At 38.5% G+C, this 15,396-nt stretch carries 13 protein-coding genes; 5 read left to right on the top strand and 8 right to left on the bottom strand.

Annotated features, from left to right (window positions below; genetic code table 11):
* Positions 1–53: 53 nt before the first annotated feature.
* Positions 54–1,145 carry a branched-chain amino acid aminotransferase gene (locus Q0779_RS14830; protein WP_298773660.1) on the top strand — a complete coding sequence of 364 codons (1,092 nt, stop codon included), beginning with the start codon at positions 54–56 and terminating at the stop codon, positions 1,143–1,145.
* Positions 1,146–1,197: 52 nt separating this feature from the next.
* On the opposite strand, the gene Q0779_RS14825 is transcribed toward Q0779_RS14830, so the two are convergent.
* From Q0779_RS14825 to Q0779_RS14815, 3 genes are all read right to left on the bottom strand, one after another.
* The gene (locus Q0779_RS14825; protein WP_298773659.1) at positions 1,198–2,139 is read right to left on the bottom strand and encodes an acyltransferase; all 942 of its coding nucleotides are present in this window, start codon (positions 2,137–2,139) and stop codon (positions 1,198–1,200) included.
* 3 nt (positions 2,140–2,142) lie between these two features.
* The gene (locus Q0779_RS14820; RefSeq protein WP_298773658.1) at positions 2,143–3,051 is read right to left on the bottom strand and encodes an acyltransferase; all 909 of its coding nucleotides are present in this window, start codon (positions 3,049–3,051) and stop codon (positions 2,143–2,145) included.
* 162 nt (positions 3,052–3,213) lie between these two features.
* Positions 3,214–4,743, bottom strand: a complete 1,530-nt coding sequence (locus Q0779_RS14815) for a YifB family Mg chelatase-like AAA ATPase (RefSeq protein WP_298773657.1) — start codon at positions 4,741–4,743, stop codon at positions 3,214–3,216.
* A 270-nt stretch (positions 4,744–5,013) separates the two neighbouring features.
* Between Q0779_RS14815 and Q0779_RS14810 the strand changes: the two genes are divergently transcribed.
* Both Q0779_RS14810 and Q0779_RS14805 read left to right on the top strand, forming a co-directional pair.
* On the top strand, positions 5,014–5,880 hold the full coding sequence (locus Q0779_RS14810; RefSeq protein ID WP_298773655.1) for an alpha/beta hydrolase: 867 nt from the start codon (positions 5,014–5,016) through the stop codon (positions 5,878–5,880).
* Between the two features lie 127 nt (positions 5,881–6,007).
* Positions 6,008–6,856 (top strand): alpha/beta hydrolase, encoded by an 849-nt coding sequence (locus Q0779_RS14805; protein WP_298773654.1) that lies wholly within the window; start codon positions 6,008–6,010, stop codon positions 6,854–6,856.
* Here Q0779_RS14805 and Q0779_RS14800 read toward each other — a convergent pair.
* Complete coding sequence (locus Q0779_RS14800; protein WP_298773653.1) at positions 6,846–7,979, bottom strand: threonine synthase; 1,134 nt, start codon at positions 7,977–7,979, stop codon at positions 6,846–6,848. The genes Q0779_RS14805 and Q0779_RS14800 overlap by 11 nt on opposite strands.
* Positions 7,980–8,043: 64 nt before the next feature.
* The gene (locus tag Q0779_RS14795; protein WP_298773652.1) at positions 8,044–8,820 is read right to left on the bottom strand and encodes a helix-turn-helix transcriptional regulator; all 777 of its coding nucleotides are present in this window, start codon (positions 8,818–8,820) and stop codon (positions 8,044–8,046) included.
* 141 nt (positions 8,821–8,961) lie between these two features.
* Between Q0779_RS14795 and Q0779_RS14790 the strand changes: the two genes are divergently transcribed.
* Complete coding sequence (locus Q0779_RS14790) at positions 8,962–10,182, top strand: MFS transporter (protein WP_298773651.1); 1,221 nt, start codon at positions 8,962–8,964, stop codon at positions 10,180–10,182.
* 66 nt (positions 10,183–10,248) lie between these two features.
* On the opposite strand, the gene Q0779_RS14785 is transcribed toward Q0779_RS14790, so the two are convergent.
* Positions 10,249–10,803, bottom strand: coding sequence for a GNAT family protein (locus Q0779_RS14785; RefSeq protein WP_298773650.1), 555 nt, complete (start codon positions 10,801–10,803; stop codon positions 10,249–10,251).
* Positions 10,804–10,973: 170 nt separating this feature from the next.
* Between Q0779_RS14785 and Q0779_RS14780 the strand changes: the two genes are divergently transcribed.
* On the top strand, positions 10,974–11,825 hold the full coding sequence (locus tag Q0779_RS14780) for an SMP-30/gluconolactonase/LRE family protein (protein WP_298773648.1): 852 nt from the start codon (positions 10,974–10,976) through the stop codon (positions 11,823–11,825).
* Positions 11,826–12,030: 205 nt separating this feature from the next.
* Here Q0779_RS14780 and Q0779_RS14775 read toward each other — a convergent pair whose 3' ends face one another.
* The gene (locus Q0779_RS14775; RefSeq protein WP_298773647.1) at positions 12,031–14,391 is read right to left on the bottom strand and encodes an FUSC family protein; all 2,361 of its coding nucleotides are present in this window, start codon (positions 14,389–14,391) and stop codon (positions 12,031–12,033) included.
* Between the two features lie 23 nt (positions 14,392–14,414).
* Positions 14,415–15,395, bottom strand: coding sequence for an HlyD family secretion protein (locus Q0779_RS14770; RefSeq protein WP_298773646.1), 981 nt, complete (start codon positions 15,393–15,395; stop codon positions 14,415–14,417).
* Between the last annotated feature and the right edge of the window lies 1 nt (position 15,396).

Raw genomic sequence — 15,396 nt, 5'->3', positions numbered from 1 at the left:
ACTTTAGGCTTGAGGCTCCATAGTCTGCGTCACATTGATTAAGGTGGTATTTCATGCAAATAAGTTACAATTTAAAGTCAAGCGATGAGCGTCGACACGTGGCATTTGAGCCTAAAGATAATGTCGGTTTTGGTGAACTAAGAACCGATCATATGTTTTTGATGGATTTTAGGGATGGGCAATGGATCAATCCTCGAGTCGTGCCTTATGCGCCATTTGAAGTCGCACCAGGTGCGATAGCATTGCATTATGGTCAATCTGTATTTGAGGGGGCGAAAGCATTTCGTCATCAAGATGGTGAAATTTATACATTTAGACTGGATAAAAATGCGCAGCGATTAAATCGTTCTGCGGATATCTTATGTATGCAAGGTGTGCCTGAAGCAATGCAACGTGAAGGCATTGAAGCATTAATTGATGTGGATAGATTATGGTTTCCCATACAAGATGATGCTTGTTTATATATTCGTCCTTTTATTTTTGCAACAGAAGATCGTTTATCCGTTTCACCCAGTGAGCAATACACGTTTTGTGTGATTTTAAGCCCGAGTGGTCCTTATTATAAAGCAGGTTTTAATCAAGCTATTCGTTTATTGATCAGTGAACGTTTTCATCGTGCGGTATCGGGAGGGATTGGTGCATCGAAAGCCTCAGGTAATTATGCCGCTTCTTTGAAAGCGGGCAAAGTCGCCGCTGAATATGGTGCGGCTCAAGTGCTTTATTTAGATGCCAATAACCAGCAAATAGAAGAAGTGGGGGCAATGAATCACTTTCATATATTAAAAGACGGCACTGTGATTATCCCCACTTTCACTGATACAATTTTAAAATCAATTACATCAGAGTCTATTTTAGAGTTAGGTTGCTTATTAGGGTGTGACGTTAGGCAAGAAACGGTCATGCTGGATCAATTTATTCAAGATATTGAATCTGGTGAGATTATCGAAGCGGGCGGTTTTGGCACTGCCGCGGTGGTGGCACCTGTAGGTTCTTATATTTTTGAAGATAGGCGAATATTGACTGTGGGTGATGGTTGTGTTGGCGAGCACACTAAACGGATCTACAAGGTATTAACCGATATTCAAAAAGGCAATATTCAAGGCCCAAAAGATTGGCTTGTTAAAGTGGCTAGAAAAGAAAAATAGTACTGAATAGACGTCCGTAAAAAAGCCTTCGCCGATGAAGGCTTTTTAACTTTTATTGATTCTCTACTGGTTTACCATTACTTGCTAAAAAGTTTTGATGGTCATTGATTAATTGGTGCAATATTTCATCTTTTTCTACCCATACTTGATTGAGCCAGCGTTGAAATTCTACTCGATATTGAGGCTCTGAAAAGTAACGTTTATCGTCCACTTGTGGTACGGGTAAAACACGAATGCGGATGGTAATTTTTTTAATTCGGCCATGCATGACTTCAACTAAAGCGTTTTTATTAATCGCTTCTGGGTACAAGAGTGTCATATCGAGCACATTGGTAAATTGCTCTCCCATTGCGCTTAGCGTAAATGCTATCCCGCCGGCTTTAGGCTTTAATAAATGTCGATAAGGTGAGTTTTGGCGTGCTCTTTTTTGCTCAGTAAAGCGAGAGCCTTCGACATAATTGATGATAGAGGTGGGAATATGACGAAACTTTTTGCATGCCCGCCGTGTTGTTTCTAAATCTTTTCCTTTCAATTTAGGGTTTTTCTTTAATTGGCGGGGACTAGATCGATTCATAAATGGCATGTCTAAAGCCCAGCAACCCATTCCCAATAATGGCACAAACAATAATTCTTTCTTAAGGAAAAACTTAAGCATAGGAATGTTATTACGCAATATGTATGTTTGAACCGCAATGTCAAATCCACTTAAATGGTTACTAATTAATAAATACCAAGCGTCTTTATCTAAACTTTCTAACCCTTCAATATCCCACTCAATATTAGCGAGTAGAAATAAAATACCGCCATTGCAGGTGGCCCAAGACCACATAAATCGATTCATTATCTTCGTGATAAAAACACGTCCAGAAGTGAATGGAAGAATCAGTTTAATGAGTCCTCCTATACAAATAAGGCTGCTCCAAATGGTTGTATTAATGATTAATAATACAGCACTTATTAAATATAGAAGTGGGCCGGGTAAAAAGTTAAGCATTGATTATAGCACCTCTTTATTCGGGGTCTCTTGTTGGGACATAATGGTTAATTGTTCATCTTTTCTCTTCCAGATTTTATTCAGTTCAGCTTGAAAATCAATCTTAAATTGACGATCTTTGGTATAATCGCCACGCATTTTACTGTCGATATCTGTGACCTTGATATGAACATTGACTTGTTTAACTTTGCCTGAGATATATTCCCAATATGTGGGACTGCCTTCAGGATAATAAATAGTCACATCGACTAACTTATGGATGTGCTCACCCATAGCAGAAAGAGCGAAAGCCATACCGCCTGCTTTTGGTTTGAGTAAATGAGTATAGGGTGAGGCTTGTTTTGTATGTTTACTTGTTTGAAAACGGGTTCCTTCGACAAAATTCATCACACTGACAGGTTTAGTTTTAAATTTTGAACAGGCCTTTTTGGTGATCTCAATATCTTTGCCTTTCAATTTTGGATTTTTCTTTAATTGAGACGGGCTGTATCGCTTCATAAAAGGAAAATCCAGAGCCCACCATGCTAAACCCAGTACAGGAACAAAAATGAGCTCTTGTTTTAAGAAGAATTTTAAAAAAGGGATTCGATGGTTCAATATACGTTGCAAAATCAGGATATCGACCCAAGATTGATGATTTGCTATAACCATATACCACTCTTTGGTGCTCAGAGGTTGCTCACATTCCAGGCGGATTTTTACAGGGTGGAAGATTTTTTCAATAACGCCATTGACACTTATCCAAGAGCTGGCTGAAAAATCGATGAAGTAAGTACAAGTCTTGCGTAGGAATGGGATCGGAATGAGCTTGATTAAACTGATGATAAGGATTGGTCCGACCCAGAAAAGTGTATTGAGTGTATATAACAAAAAAGCCAAACAGCCAGTGATCCCTGATACGAACGAACCCATTAAACATTGCCTCGATAAAAATTAGAGACCTATGGTACTCGTACTCGCTCTTAGGCTCAATCATGAAATGTAAATCTGGCTAAATATTGAGCTTTGATGAGTGAATTGGTTTATTTGATGTTCTATCCTTGAGTCATGAGTAGTACCCTCTTGTGTCATGGATTAATATGCTTTTAAAGTGTTAAACAATTTATCGATGGCTCGATAGCTCAAGGCTTGGGCGATATGAGAGCGATCGATGTTTTTGGCATGCTTTAAATCAGCAATTGTTCTAGCAACCCTTTGTATTTTATGATAACTCCTTACGGATAATCCTAGTTTATTGAGTATTTCCTCCAAATAAATCAAATCGGCAGGATGAAACCAGTTAGTTTTCTTGAGTTGGGTGCCAGTGAGTTCACTGTTGAGCACTCCCGAACGTTCAAGTTGTATTTCGCGGGCTTTTTTTACGCGAATGGCAATGGTTTGACTGGTTTCTTGTTGAGAATGGGGGCTGTTTAAAGCACCGACAGGTAATTTAGGTACATCCAATGATAAATCAAATCTATCTAGAAAAGGGCCTGATAAACGAGATAAATATCGTAATATTTGATCTGGATTTGCTCTTGGGTTGTTGATATCACCGCAAGGACTAGGGTTCATTGCTGCAATGAGCTGAAACTGGCTGGCATAGGTCAGTTTGGCCGCCGCGCGTGAAATGACTATTTCACCTGTTTCCATGGGTTCTCTGAGGCAATCTAGCACTTTACGAGGGAATTCGGCAATTTCGTCTAAAAATAATACGCCTTTATGAGCCAATGATATTTCGCCCGGTTGAGGAATACTGCCACCGCCAATGAGGGAGATTGCGGAACTCGTATGATGAGGATTACGAAACTTTCGTGAGAAAAATGTGTTTTTTTCTATCGTTTGGCCAGCGACTGAGTATAAGGTCGCGACTTCTAGGGCTTCTTGATAATTTAAGTTTGGTAAGATACCTAAGATCCTACTGGCTAACATGGTTTTACCTGTACCAGGAGGCCCCATCATTAATAAATTATGATCACCGGCCGCAGCAATTTCTAGGCCTAATTTTGCTTGTTGCTGACCAAGAATATCACTTAAGCAGCCAACATTGTTTGCTGAGTGTTGAGAGGGGGGATCTTGCCAATGAACATCACTTCCGATACTGGGGAGGCGAGTTTGTCCATGTAAAAAAGCACAAAGTGATTGCAGTGTATTGGCAAAATGTACGTTTGTATAACCCACTAAAACGGCATCGTCTTGATTATCTGTAGGAAGTATAATGCCAACTTGTTGTTTTTGAGCTGAAACAATAACAGGAATAAGACCTTGGCAATGACGAATATGGCCTGACAGTGCCAGTTCACCAATAAATTCAAGAGATGTTATGGATCCATGAGGTATTTGTCCAGATGCAGCCAAAATGCCGATAGCGATGGGGAGATCATAGCGACCTCCTTGCTTAGGAAGATCGGCAGGGGCCAAATTAACTGTTATACGACGGACTGGAAATTCAAAACCTGTGTTGATGATGGCGCTTCGCACTCTTTCTTTAGACTCTTTTACAGAGGTTTCTGGTAATCCCACCAAATTAAATGCTGGTAAGCCGTTACTTAAATGCACTTCAACTGTTACAGAGGGGGCGTCCACGCCTTTATTTGCTCTTGTTTTGACACAAGCAATTGCCATAAAGTGATCTCTATATTAAGGCTAAGGGTTTTGTAGAGTGTAGTTGCTGTTTCTTGCTTTGAGTATATGTTCTATTGCAGGGCGGGGTGTGGAGCGCTTTGACTAAGTCATTAATTTTTCGAAATAGAGACTTTAATTTTTTAAGCACTCTTATGTTTATGCTTATTTCGATTAAAGTGATATACACATATAACTTTACAATTTATCGCTTAAACTCATGGCTAAAATGTTATAATAAGTAACATGTTTTCTAGCTTTTAGGCTGTCAGTATGCTTGTTTCAAAACATGATAGTCACTATTTTAAAACCAGTGATAATGTGACATTACACTATGTTGATAAGGGACAAGGCCAAGCCATTGTTATGATCCCAAGTTGGACCATGAGTACTGTTCAATACCGGCATCAAATAGAGGCATTAAGTCAAAAGTATCGAACTATTGCAATTGATATGCGAGGGCATGGTGAGTCTGAATTTGTTGACTACGGTTATAAAGTATATCGCTTTGCAAAGGATGTACATGATCTGTTAGAGCATCTTTTACTCGATCAAGTTATCTTAGTTGGGCATGCAGTGAGTGCAACTGTTGTTTATTGTTATTGGGATTTATTCGGCTCCCATCGACTAGCTAAATTAGTACTCGTCGATAAGTCTGCTGCGACTGTAATTAATTCGGCGTGGACACTAGAAGAAAAGACGCAATACGGCGCTATCTTAGACCCTCAGTCTGCAATTGATATAACGAATCAACTTGCAGGGGAGGAAGGTGAAAAGTATAAATATCATTTTGTACACTCACTTTTTTCACAAACACTTAATAAAGAGGAAAGAGAGTTAATTTTAGCGGCGAGTTTTCGAGTTCCCAATAGAGAGTCTGCGACTCTTTTTTACAGTAATGCCCATCAAGACTGGCGTGATTTATTACCTAGAATTTCACTTCCCACTTTATTGATTGTAGGCAGAGCCAGTCTAGTGTCGGTGGCATCCCAAGAATGGATCCATCAACAAATTAAAGATTCTCAATTAGTGGTTTTTGAAAAAGAAGAAGGTGGGAATCACTTTTCATTCATTGAAAACCCTAAAAAGTTTAATCGCGTTGTGGATGATTTTATTCAAGGGCGACAGCAGAGAATGTGAAGATGAGATCGCAAACTATTCTTCCTTCAGATCGTGACTTTTTTATACCTCTGATAATGTCATGGAGCCCCATTGAATTATGGATGATTTTAATTAAGAAGCATCCGTTGATGCCTAAGAGGTTAATATGCATTCCTCATTTTTAGAGCATCACTATTTTACGACCAATGATAACGTAAGGTTGCATTATATCGATAAAGGTTGCGGCATACCATTGATTTTATTGCACGGTTGGTCTCAAAGTAGTGAGCAATACAAGTATCAAATTGAAGAATTAAGTCATCATTGTCGCGTTATTGCTCTGGATATGAGAGGACATGGCTTGTCTGAAAAAGTCTCTTATGGTTTTAAAATTTATCGATTAGCTAAAGATGTGAATGAATTGCTGTGCTATTTAGGTTTAAACCAAGTCGTGGTGCTTGGACATGCATCAGGTGCTGCAGTTATCTGTTGTTATTGGGAGCTTTTTGGTGATGAGCGATTGGCAAAACTGATTTTGGTGGATAAAATTCCTGTGTTAACGTCAAATCCGAGTTGGTCACCAAAAGAGGTGGCTCATTACGGATCATTTGTCGATTCAGCTTCGTCTGTGGGTTTTGTGAATGTATTATTAAGTGAGAAAGTGAATACAGCGAAAACCATTTTACTGCATCGACAGATCACGCAAAATATTTCGACGGAAGATGCACATATGTTGATTGATACCAGTTGTGATGTTTCAAATCCTGAAGCTGCGGTATTACTTTATAATGAATTTCATCAAGATTGTCGTGATGTCATTCCGCGTATTCATTTACCGACTTTAATTATCGTAGGTCGAGGGAGCCCCACGCCAGTCAGTTCCCAAGAATGGATGAATCAAACCATTAAGGATTCTCAACTGGTTATTTTCGAAGTGGAAGAAGGGGGAAAGCATTTCACCTTTATTGAGAATCCGGATAAATTTAATCGTGCTGTTGCACAGTTTATTCAATAGGGGTTTTTGCTAATTTTTGTATTTGCTCTGTGGCTTTTAAGCCATGACCGGTTATGACTGCAACGGTTTTCTGGTTGGGTTTGATAATCTTTTTTTCGATGAGCTTACTTATTCCGGCAAAGGCGGTAGCAGAGGTCGGTTCAATGAAGAAGCCTTTTTGTCCCATTTTTATTAAGGCTTGTTTGATTTGTTCATCGGTTACATCAATAAATTGGCCTTGTGTGTGACGGACAAATTGAATGATTTCTGTTATACGGGAAGAGCGAACAATGCGGATCCCTTCTGCTATGGTATTTTTAGGCTTTATTGGCGAATCGTCGTCATTAAATTGTTTGACGAAAGGGTTGATTGCTGCGGATTGAACGCCGAATAATCTTGGCATTGTACTTATTTCACCCGCCCTGAAGAGTTCATTGAAACCGATATAGGCACCAGCAATCAAACTACCATTTCCTGCTGGGGCGATAAAATTATCGGGGGCCTGATAATTATTCTGCTCCCAAATTTCATAAGCGATAGACTTTACGCCTTCAATGAATAAGGGGTGCCAATTATGGCCGACATAATAGCTACCGTGAGTTTGCAAGCTATTTATTGCGGCATTGGCCACATCTTCTCTTGTGCCATCAATTTCGATGCAGTTGGCGCCATACATTTTTGTCTGTACAATTTTTCCTGCCGCTGTTCCTGCGGGAAGGAATACATTCAGTGTCAAATTGCCCTTGGCACAATAACCTGCATAAGCTGATCCACCATTACCACTGGAATCTTCTGCGAAGCAATTTATGCCTTGATCCACTAATGTATTAATGACCATGGCGGCGCCCCTTGCTTTAAATGAGCCTGTGGGCATTAAGGAGTCCATTTTCGCGAAAATGGGGATATTATTCCAAAGCAGTTTCGGCATCGGGGTGAGAGTTTCGTTAAAAGACACCTTCACATCAGCTCTTGTGATGGGGTAGGCTTTACTGTAGCGCCAAAGAGTAAAGTCATGCTGAACAATATCTTGCTTATTTAATTTCAAACTATCATTTTTCAGCCAGAGGGCACCACCACAATCACATTTTATACGTGTGGGTGTGGCAAGATAAGTGGTTTGGCAAAGCATACACAAATACTGCATGACAGTTCCTCTGTTTTTTTATCTGTCACATAATGATGGTTTTAATGTAGAAAAAGCAATTATTTTATGACAAATGTTTTAGGTAACTTTTAGGTGAAGCATGTAAATGTTTTTTAAACACTTGAATAAAAGTGGAACTGGAGCTGTAGCCAAGATCGAGTGCAATTTGGGTAATGGATGCGTTGGTTTGTAATCGTTCAAGCCCAGTCAGTACACGTAGTTTTTGTCGCCAATCACTAAAGCCCAATTGGCATTCTTTAATAAAGATACGGTTAAGTGTTCGAACAGAGGCCCCTGATAATTGTGCTAACTCAGGTAAGGTTCGATTATCTGCTGGATTATTCTGTAATATTTGACAGATCCTTTTTAACCTAGGATCGCTTGGCCAAGGTAAATATAACGGACTTTCGGTTGCATGGCGTATTTCTTCAATGATTAAGGTCATCATGGCATTGTCTACATGGGTTGGAGTGTATGTGGATTGCCATGCATTACAGCCTCTAATTATCAATTCTTTTAAAAATTCAGAAACTTCAATAACTTTGACTTTGTTACCTATTTCTTCACCTAAGTCATCACTAATATGTAAGCTACGATACGCGACCTTAGATAAATTATTGACTTGATGCGTGACATACTTCGGTAGCCAAACGGCCCTTTGAGGTGGAATAACAAAACTTTGATTTCCCGCGATGATATTCATTGTTCCTTTGATGGCATATTGTAATTGACACCAAGTATGGTGATGCGGGGTACCAATGGTATTGGCTTTATGACTGGCTAAGATCCCTTCCATAGGATGTTGCATCTTTTTTTTAAGCTTAAAGGGGGAGGGAGTCATTTGGTGAAAATTCCTTATTGTGAACCAAAATAAGCGGACAAAATTTGGCGTAATTGATAAATAATACGTCATAATTAGTGAAGTTTGCCACTTTATTTCCCAGTAGACTGCCTACTATTATCTTACAACTTAGGAATTGAAATGAAACATAGGGACAAGAGTCAGCCTCAAGAGAGCCTTTTACAGGATCAACGCGCTCAGCAATTTTTGTTGATCAGTGCCATTTGTGTGGCGATTACTTTTTCTGTTTGGCAGGCATTGTTGAATAACTTTAGTGTTGAGCTGGCCAGTTTTAAAGGAACAGAAATTGGTATCTTACAAACATTGCGTGAAATTCCAGGCTTTCTTGCCTTTGGCGCTGTGTTTTTATTGTTATTATTAAAAGAGCAATACTTGGCCGTAATGTCTCTCGCAATACTATCAATTGGCGTTGGTCTAACCGGCTTCTTTCCAACCAGTTATGGTTTATATGCGACGACCATTGTGATGTCTATAGGTTTTCATTATTTTGAAACCATTAATACTTCACTGCAAATTCAGTGGCTAGGAAAAAAAGAAGCGCCCGCGGTGATGGGGAAAATACTGAGTAAAACGGCGATGGCGGCTTTAGTTACCTTTAGTATTATTTGGTGTGCCATGGAATTTTTACAAGTGCCTTATTGGTTGGTGTATTTAATCGCGGGAATATTAGGCTGTGCAATGGCATCTTACTTATTTATTCGTTTTCCATTATTGCCGCAAAAGTCAGTTCAACATAAGCATTTAGTATTGAGAAAGCGCTATTGGCTTTATTATGCCTTAGTATTTATGAGCGGGGCTCGTAGGCAAATATTTGTGGTGTTTGCAGGCTTTTTGATGGTGGAGAAGTTTGGATTTTCGGTAGAAAATATGGCTATGTTATTTATCATTAATCAAATTGCAACGGTATGGTTAGCCCCTAAAATTGGCCGTTTTGTGGGGCATTTTGGTGAGAGAAATGTATTATTAGTTGAGTATGTTGGTTTAATTGTTGTTTTTATTGCTTATGGGTTAGTAGACAATCATTGGGTCGCATCGAGTTTATATGTCATTGATAATATTTTCTTCGCCATGGCGATTGCGACTAAGACTTACTTTCAAAAAATTGCATCACCTGAAGATATTGCTTCAACGTCTGGTGTTTCATTTACCATTAATCATATTGCGGCCGTTATCTTACCGGTTTTTCTTGGTATGGTCTGGATGATAAGTCCAGCTTTCGTGTTTTATATCGGTGCAGGGATGGCTGTGATGTCTCTTGGACTCGCTTTATTAGTGCCACATATCCCTAAGCCGGGATATGAGTCGTTATTTAAATCACAATCTAGAGTGGCCAGTGCTTAGCTTGCAGATAAAATCTAGCAAAGGATGGTGAAGCTTAGGTCATACTGGCCTCACCTTTTTGTTTCATTACTGATTTGTTTCTACCTGATTTAGGCTCAAATCAGTAGAGCAGAGTCCATATAAATAGTCATCAACATATTGGCCGCCAATGATGGCGTTTTGCTTTAAATGCCCTTCTCGTATAAAGCCTGCTTTTTCTAGCATTTTATAAGAGTCTATATTGTTAACGGCGCAGGTTGCGCTAAGTTTATTCAGTTTTAAGCGATTAAAGGCATGATCGCGCATGAGGAAAAGCGCTTCTAAACCATAGCCTTTCCCTTGAGCTGTGGCTTTGAGCATAAAGCCTATTTCGGCGATAGAGGCATCTGGGTTAGTGATTTTTAGACCTATGCTTCCCAGTTTTTCACCTGTTTTATTATGATTTATACTCAAAGACAACCAATGTTCACTGTTTTCATTCCAAGGTAAAAGTTTGCTTTCAAAACGGGCTCTCGCCTCTGCTTCTGTAAAAGGGTCGTACACATGTTTCATCAACATTGGATCCGTTGAGAGATGTAATGCTAATGGCCAGTCGCTTTCATCATATTGCTTGAGCGTGATTTTTTCCCCAATTAACTTCATGTGATTTCACCTTTTTATTAACACCCTTGATTGCTGATGATTAAATAGCACTCGTTTCATTCTTTTTATCATACTGATAGGTTTTTATCTATTGATTAATAAGTGTTTTTATTATTTTTGTTGTCTTGAGCTATGCTTAATATATCGTGTGGAGTGTGGGGGACTCTCTTATGGCGCAAGTCAAGTGTGTGGCTAATGGTTTGTGTTACCCTGAATCTCCCCGTTGGCACGAAGGTGAATTGTGGTTTACTGATGTGTTTTTAGGGGAAATTCATGTGTTAGACCGTCATTACAATCTGAGATTGATAGCACGCTATGATGGAGTATTATCAGGTATTGGTTGGATGCCTAATGGTGATTTTTGTGCGGTATCCGTGTTTGAACATAAAGTGCTAAAAATTGATGATAAGCGATTTTATTGCTGGGCTGATTTACATGATGACGAGAGCTTTGTCAGTAATGATATGATTATTGATGGAAGAGGCCATGCTTTCATTGGTAATATCAGTTTTAATTATATGCAAGGAGAGGCACCTAGTGCTGGTAACATTAAGCACCTTAATCAAGACGGACATTGCACTACAGCGGTGGCTGAAATCGGCACGGCAAATGGAATGGCGATAAGCCCTGACGGCAGTACTTTATTTGTAGCGGAAACCTTTTCAGATTGTTTAAGTGCCTTTAATTTAGATGACAAGGGACAATTATCTCATAAATGGCAAGTGGCACATTTTCCTAATGGCAGTTGTCCTGATGGTATATGCCTTGATGAGCAAGGGGCTATTTGGGTGGCGTGTAGTCAGTCTTGTTTAGTTTATCGGATCAGTGCACAAGGTGAGTATTTGGATAACATTAGTTTGCCTGATGCAGTGCATCCTTTGGCTTGTGTATTAGGAGGCATTGATCGAAAAACCTTATTTATTATGACGACAAAGACCTTTGATCCTGACGACGCTAAATCCATGCTAACTGGTGCAATATACACTGTTGATGTTCCATATTCTGGAGTCGGTCGACCTTAAACTAGACACACATTTTGTGACAGAATAAAAAGTGATTGAAGTGAATCAATAGTCATTATTGATTATGATATAGAAAGCGGATTTTGAACCTGATGAGAGGTCAGTATGAAGTTATTCACTGGGAGTAAGCAGCAAAAACGGGTTAAAAAGATGCCTACGCATTGTAAAGGTTCTAAATTTGAAGAGGGTCTATTTATTGTGTTTTTTATTTTGTCGGCTCTGTTTGTTTTGACCTAGATTTTAGCGAGTTATCAGATTGACTTAGCGTTTGCTCATGCTGTTTGATGAGATTGTTTTCTTCTATCAATTTATGTTTGTAACGACACAGATTAAGCAGAGACAAGTAAAAAGCATTGGCTTCTATAGGTGAAATTGAAAGGGGTTGTGTAGGGTTACGTCTTGAAGTATGTAGAAGGTATAAATAATTTTTTAATTGGGTTTCAATCTCATTGTATTCTAATGTGTTTTTTTGTGGAGAATCAATATTGATAGGCGCTGCTAATAACACAAAGACTTTCTTTATCAAATTTTTTTTATGGTTATCTTGATCGTTAAAAAATGGGGTGTAGCGGCGATCTTTTGTTATCATTAAAAAATGAAAAATACTGTAGTAAAAACGTAATGGTGTTTGGGTGTTAGTCATGATCCTTAATGCTCTATCTTGATTGTTTTCATTTTCTAAGTTCATAAAATTAATCAGATGTTGTTTCAAATGGTAAAGGCTATATTGGCCTTTAGTGTCCCATAATCCGATGGACTGTGATGTGTTTACATTTGAGAAAATGGCCTCTAAATATTGATTAAAGTGGGTGAGTAATGAAGTGTAGCTGTGCTTTATTTTATCTTGTTGTTGGTAAGGCCAAAATAACGCTTGGAAAATAATGACACTTAACACACCTAGAAAAATACCACTTAACCTTTCAATAGGGATAGCAAGCGAAGTAATAGGTGTTAATTGGTTGACTATGCCTATGATAAAAACAACACTTGCTTGTGTGCCAAGGCTCATAGATTTAGTGTTTGAGAAATGTATGAGTCCAAAATAGAAAGTCACAAAAAATAACAGACTTAATATGAATGTGAAGTTGTCGATGCTTAGGGTAAGTATAAAAATTGCTAGCAGACTACCGATAAGACAGCCTAAGACTCTTAATATACCTTTATTGCGGGAAGTTTCACTGGATAAATTAAAACAAACAGCTATGGATACCGCTATTTGGTAATATCCGGGTAAATTAAAATAGAGCCATATAAAAGGAACAAATAAAATGGCCGTTGCACCTATGAGAGCATGTTTAAAGTAATAGGTGTCGTAATGAAAATAATTTTTTTTAGGGTGATTGAAATGAAGGGGGTTGTCTGTTTTTAGTTTATCCCTATCAAGGTTAAAGATGAGTTGTTTGGCTTCGTTTTGAATTGATTTTAATGAATGAAGCCAATCATAGCGGGTGAGTTGACAATCAGTGTCGTGCTGTTTTTTTATCTGATCGTTTGATCGATGCATATTTTGTTCATTAAATAATTGGTTGTCGAGATCGTTGAGACTATTATCTATCTTAATTATGCTTTGATGAAGCTGTTTTTTTTTCATCTTATCGACATGAGAGATATCTTGTTCATTCTCTAATGTGGTTTTAATGTTTTTCAGTATGGCTGAAAGTTCATCTTGAAATTGAAATAGAATTTTCTGAGTCTGGTGATTATGGTTGCGGGATAATATTTTTTCTAAAGAGTCATTGAGGTAATGGTGATGGGTAATATTCATGAGTAGAGAAATGATATCTCTCATGCTGGTAATCAAGTCCACTTGTTGCGCGTGTTTTATTTTAGATTTCATCTCATGTTGTGCAAAGAGCAGTAATTGATCTTGTTTTATTTGATGATGCCTTATTGCTTCTAGAATAGATTCAACCTTTTGTTGTATTTCTTTTTTTCTTTGCTGAACAGTCTGTGTAATATAGTCTTTGTTGGTTTCATTTAAACTGATCATTAATGTCAGCAGTTCTATTAGTGATTGTGTTAACTGTTTATGGGCATATTGATTAGTCAAAAACAGACTAATTACACAACTACTGAATACACCAATAATGATTTCTAAACTGCGAAAAAAAGCCATATTAATGAAGTTTTCAGGTGTTGGGTTGTTTAACCCCGCTAAAAGTACCATGATCCCTGTGATGTAAAAGAACATCCATGTATAGGTTTTGTTTTCAATGGTTGCAGTGAAATAAATGCCAATAAAGGCGAGCAAAAAAAGACTGATTGAAAAAATAATAGGTTGTGTAATAAACAGTGACACTATGATGAGCGCGGTAATTGCGCCAATGAGGGTACCAATCATTCTTTCTAAACTTTTCGAAAGGGTATTTCCTACTGTAGGTTGAGTTGATATAAAAGCTGAAATACCAGCCCAGTAGGGCTCTTGTGTTTGTAATAATACACTTAAGAAAACCGCAACAATCACAGCAAAACTGGATTGTAAAGCCAGCCGTGTTTGAGGAGAATGGAGAGAGAAATCCTTGATCTGTTGTTCAAGATCTTTTTTTATTTGTGAAATGATTTGCATGGGTAGCTCATATTAAAGGTTCCTCATTGAAAGATGATCACTCTGGCATCAATTCCTACGGGAAGACGCTTGTTATGTGGGAAACTAATGAGCTCTATACGGACGGGGATTCGATATTCATAGCGGATCCAATTAGTGATGGGTTCCACATACGGTAAAGATGGATCGGGCACTGTGCTACTGCGAGAAACACCTCGACCAAGGCTGGTGATTTGTCCTCGATACAGTTTCCATGGATTATTGGATAGGTACACCCAAACAAGCGTGCCTTGTTTAAGTGAGACTAAGTTACTTTCTTTGATATTGGCAATAATGTGTTCACTGCCTTTGGCAATAAAACCGAAAAGAGGAGTGGCTTGATTCGCATAGTCGCCAGCATAGATTTTCAAGTGGTTGATATATCCATCGGAAGGTGCATATAATTTGCTCATTCTAAGATTGTACTTAGCTTGTCTTAAAGCAGCTTGCTGTTGTTGAACAAGGGCTTGCTCTAGTGGGGTTCTTTTTAATAAATCTTGGTAAGTGAGCTGCGATTTTTCAAGTGTGGCGATGGCAATGTTGTATTCTTCTTGTTTTGAGTCGAGATCGTTTTTAGAAACGGAATTCTTTTTTTGAAGGATCTGATAGCGTTCAAATTCGAGTTTGGAAAAGTTGGCCTGAGCTTGGCTAATTTCGATCTCGGCCTGTGCCTCTTTAAGTTGTGTACTGAGTAAATTTTGCTGGGCAACGGCTTGAGATACGAGTGCTTGGGCATTTTCAAGGGCTATATTGAAGGGCTCTTGATCTAATGTAACCAATAAGTCTCCTTTTTTGACTTCTTGGTTATCTTTAATGTGTACTTGGGTAATTAAGCCTGACACACTTGGCGTGATTTTGACGACATTGGCACTAATATAAGCATCGTTATTATAGATAAAAAAATAACCAGAACTGTAATATCCAATAATAAAGAGGAGTAAAGTGCTTGCCAAAAGCAGTAATTTATTTTTAAAAAATGATCGCATT

The sequence above is a fragment of the uncultured Shewanella sp. genome, from assembly GCF_947491715.1.
Lineage (GTDB): Bacteria > Pseudomonadota > Gammaproteobacteria > Enterobacterales > Shewanellaceae > Shewanella.
This window is presented reverse-complemented; position numbering and strand designations above follow the sequence as displayed.

Excerpts from the sequence above, each read along its gene's own strand:
- Q0779_RS14775 (WP_298773647.1), bottom strand. The coding sequence starts at position 14,391 with ATGCAAATCATTTCACAAATAAAAAAAGATCTTGAACAACAGATCAAG.
- Q0779_RS14820 (WP_298773658.1), bottom strand. The coding sequence starts at position 3,051 with ATGGGTTCGTTCGTATCAGGGATCACTGGCTGTTTGGCTTTTTTGTTA.
- Q0779_RS14795 (WP_298773652.1), bottom strand. The coding sequence starts at position 8,820 with ATGACTCCCTCCCCCTTTAAGCTTAAAAAAAAGATGCAACATCCTATG.
- Q0779_RS14790 (WP_298773651.1), top strand. The coding sequence starts at position 8,962 with ATGAAACATAGGGACAAGAGTCAGCCTCAAGAGAGCCTTTTACAGGAT.
- Q0779_RS14770 (WP_298773646.1), bottom strand. The coding sequence starts at position 15,395 with ATGCGATCATTTTTTAAAAATAAATTACTGCTTTTGGCAAGCACTTTA.
- Q0779_RS14785 (WP_298773650.1), bottom strand. The coding sequence starts at position 10,803 with ATGAAGTTAATTGGGGAAAAAATCACGCTCAAGCAATATGATGAAAGC.
- Q0779_RS14810 (WP_298773655.1), top strand. The coding sequence starts at position 5,014 with ATGCTTGTTTCAAAACATGATAGTCACTATTTTAAAACCAGTGATAAT.
- Q0779_RS14800 (WP_298773653.1), bottom strand. The coding sequence starts at position 7,979 with ATGCAGTATTTGTGTATGCTTTGCCAAACCACTTATCTTGCCACACCC.
- Q0779_RS14815 (WP_298773657.1), bottom strand. The coding sequence starts at position 4,743 with ATGGCAATTGCTTGTGTCAAAACAAGAGCAAATAAAGGCGTGGACGCC.
- Q0779_RS14830 (WP_298773660.1), top strand. The coding sequence starts at position 54 with ATGCAAATAAGTTACAATTTAAAGTCAAGCGATGAGCGTCGACACGTG.
- Q0779_RS14805 (WP_298773654.1), top strand. The coding sequence starts at position 6,008 with ATGCATTCCTCATTTTTAGAGCATCACTATTTTACGACCAATGATAAC.
- Q0779_RS14780 (WP_298773648.1), top strand. The coding sequence starts at position 10,974 with ATGGCGCAAGTCAAGTGTGTGGCTAATGGTTTGTGTTACCCTGAATCT.
- Q0779_RS14825 (WP_298773659.1), bottom strand. The coding sequence starts at position 2,139 with ATGCTTAACTTTTTACCCGGCCCACTTCTATATTTAATAAGTGCTGTA.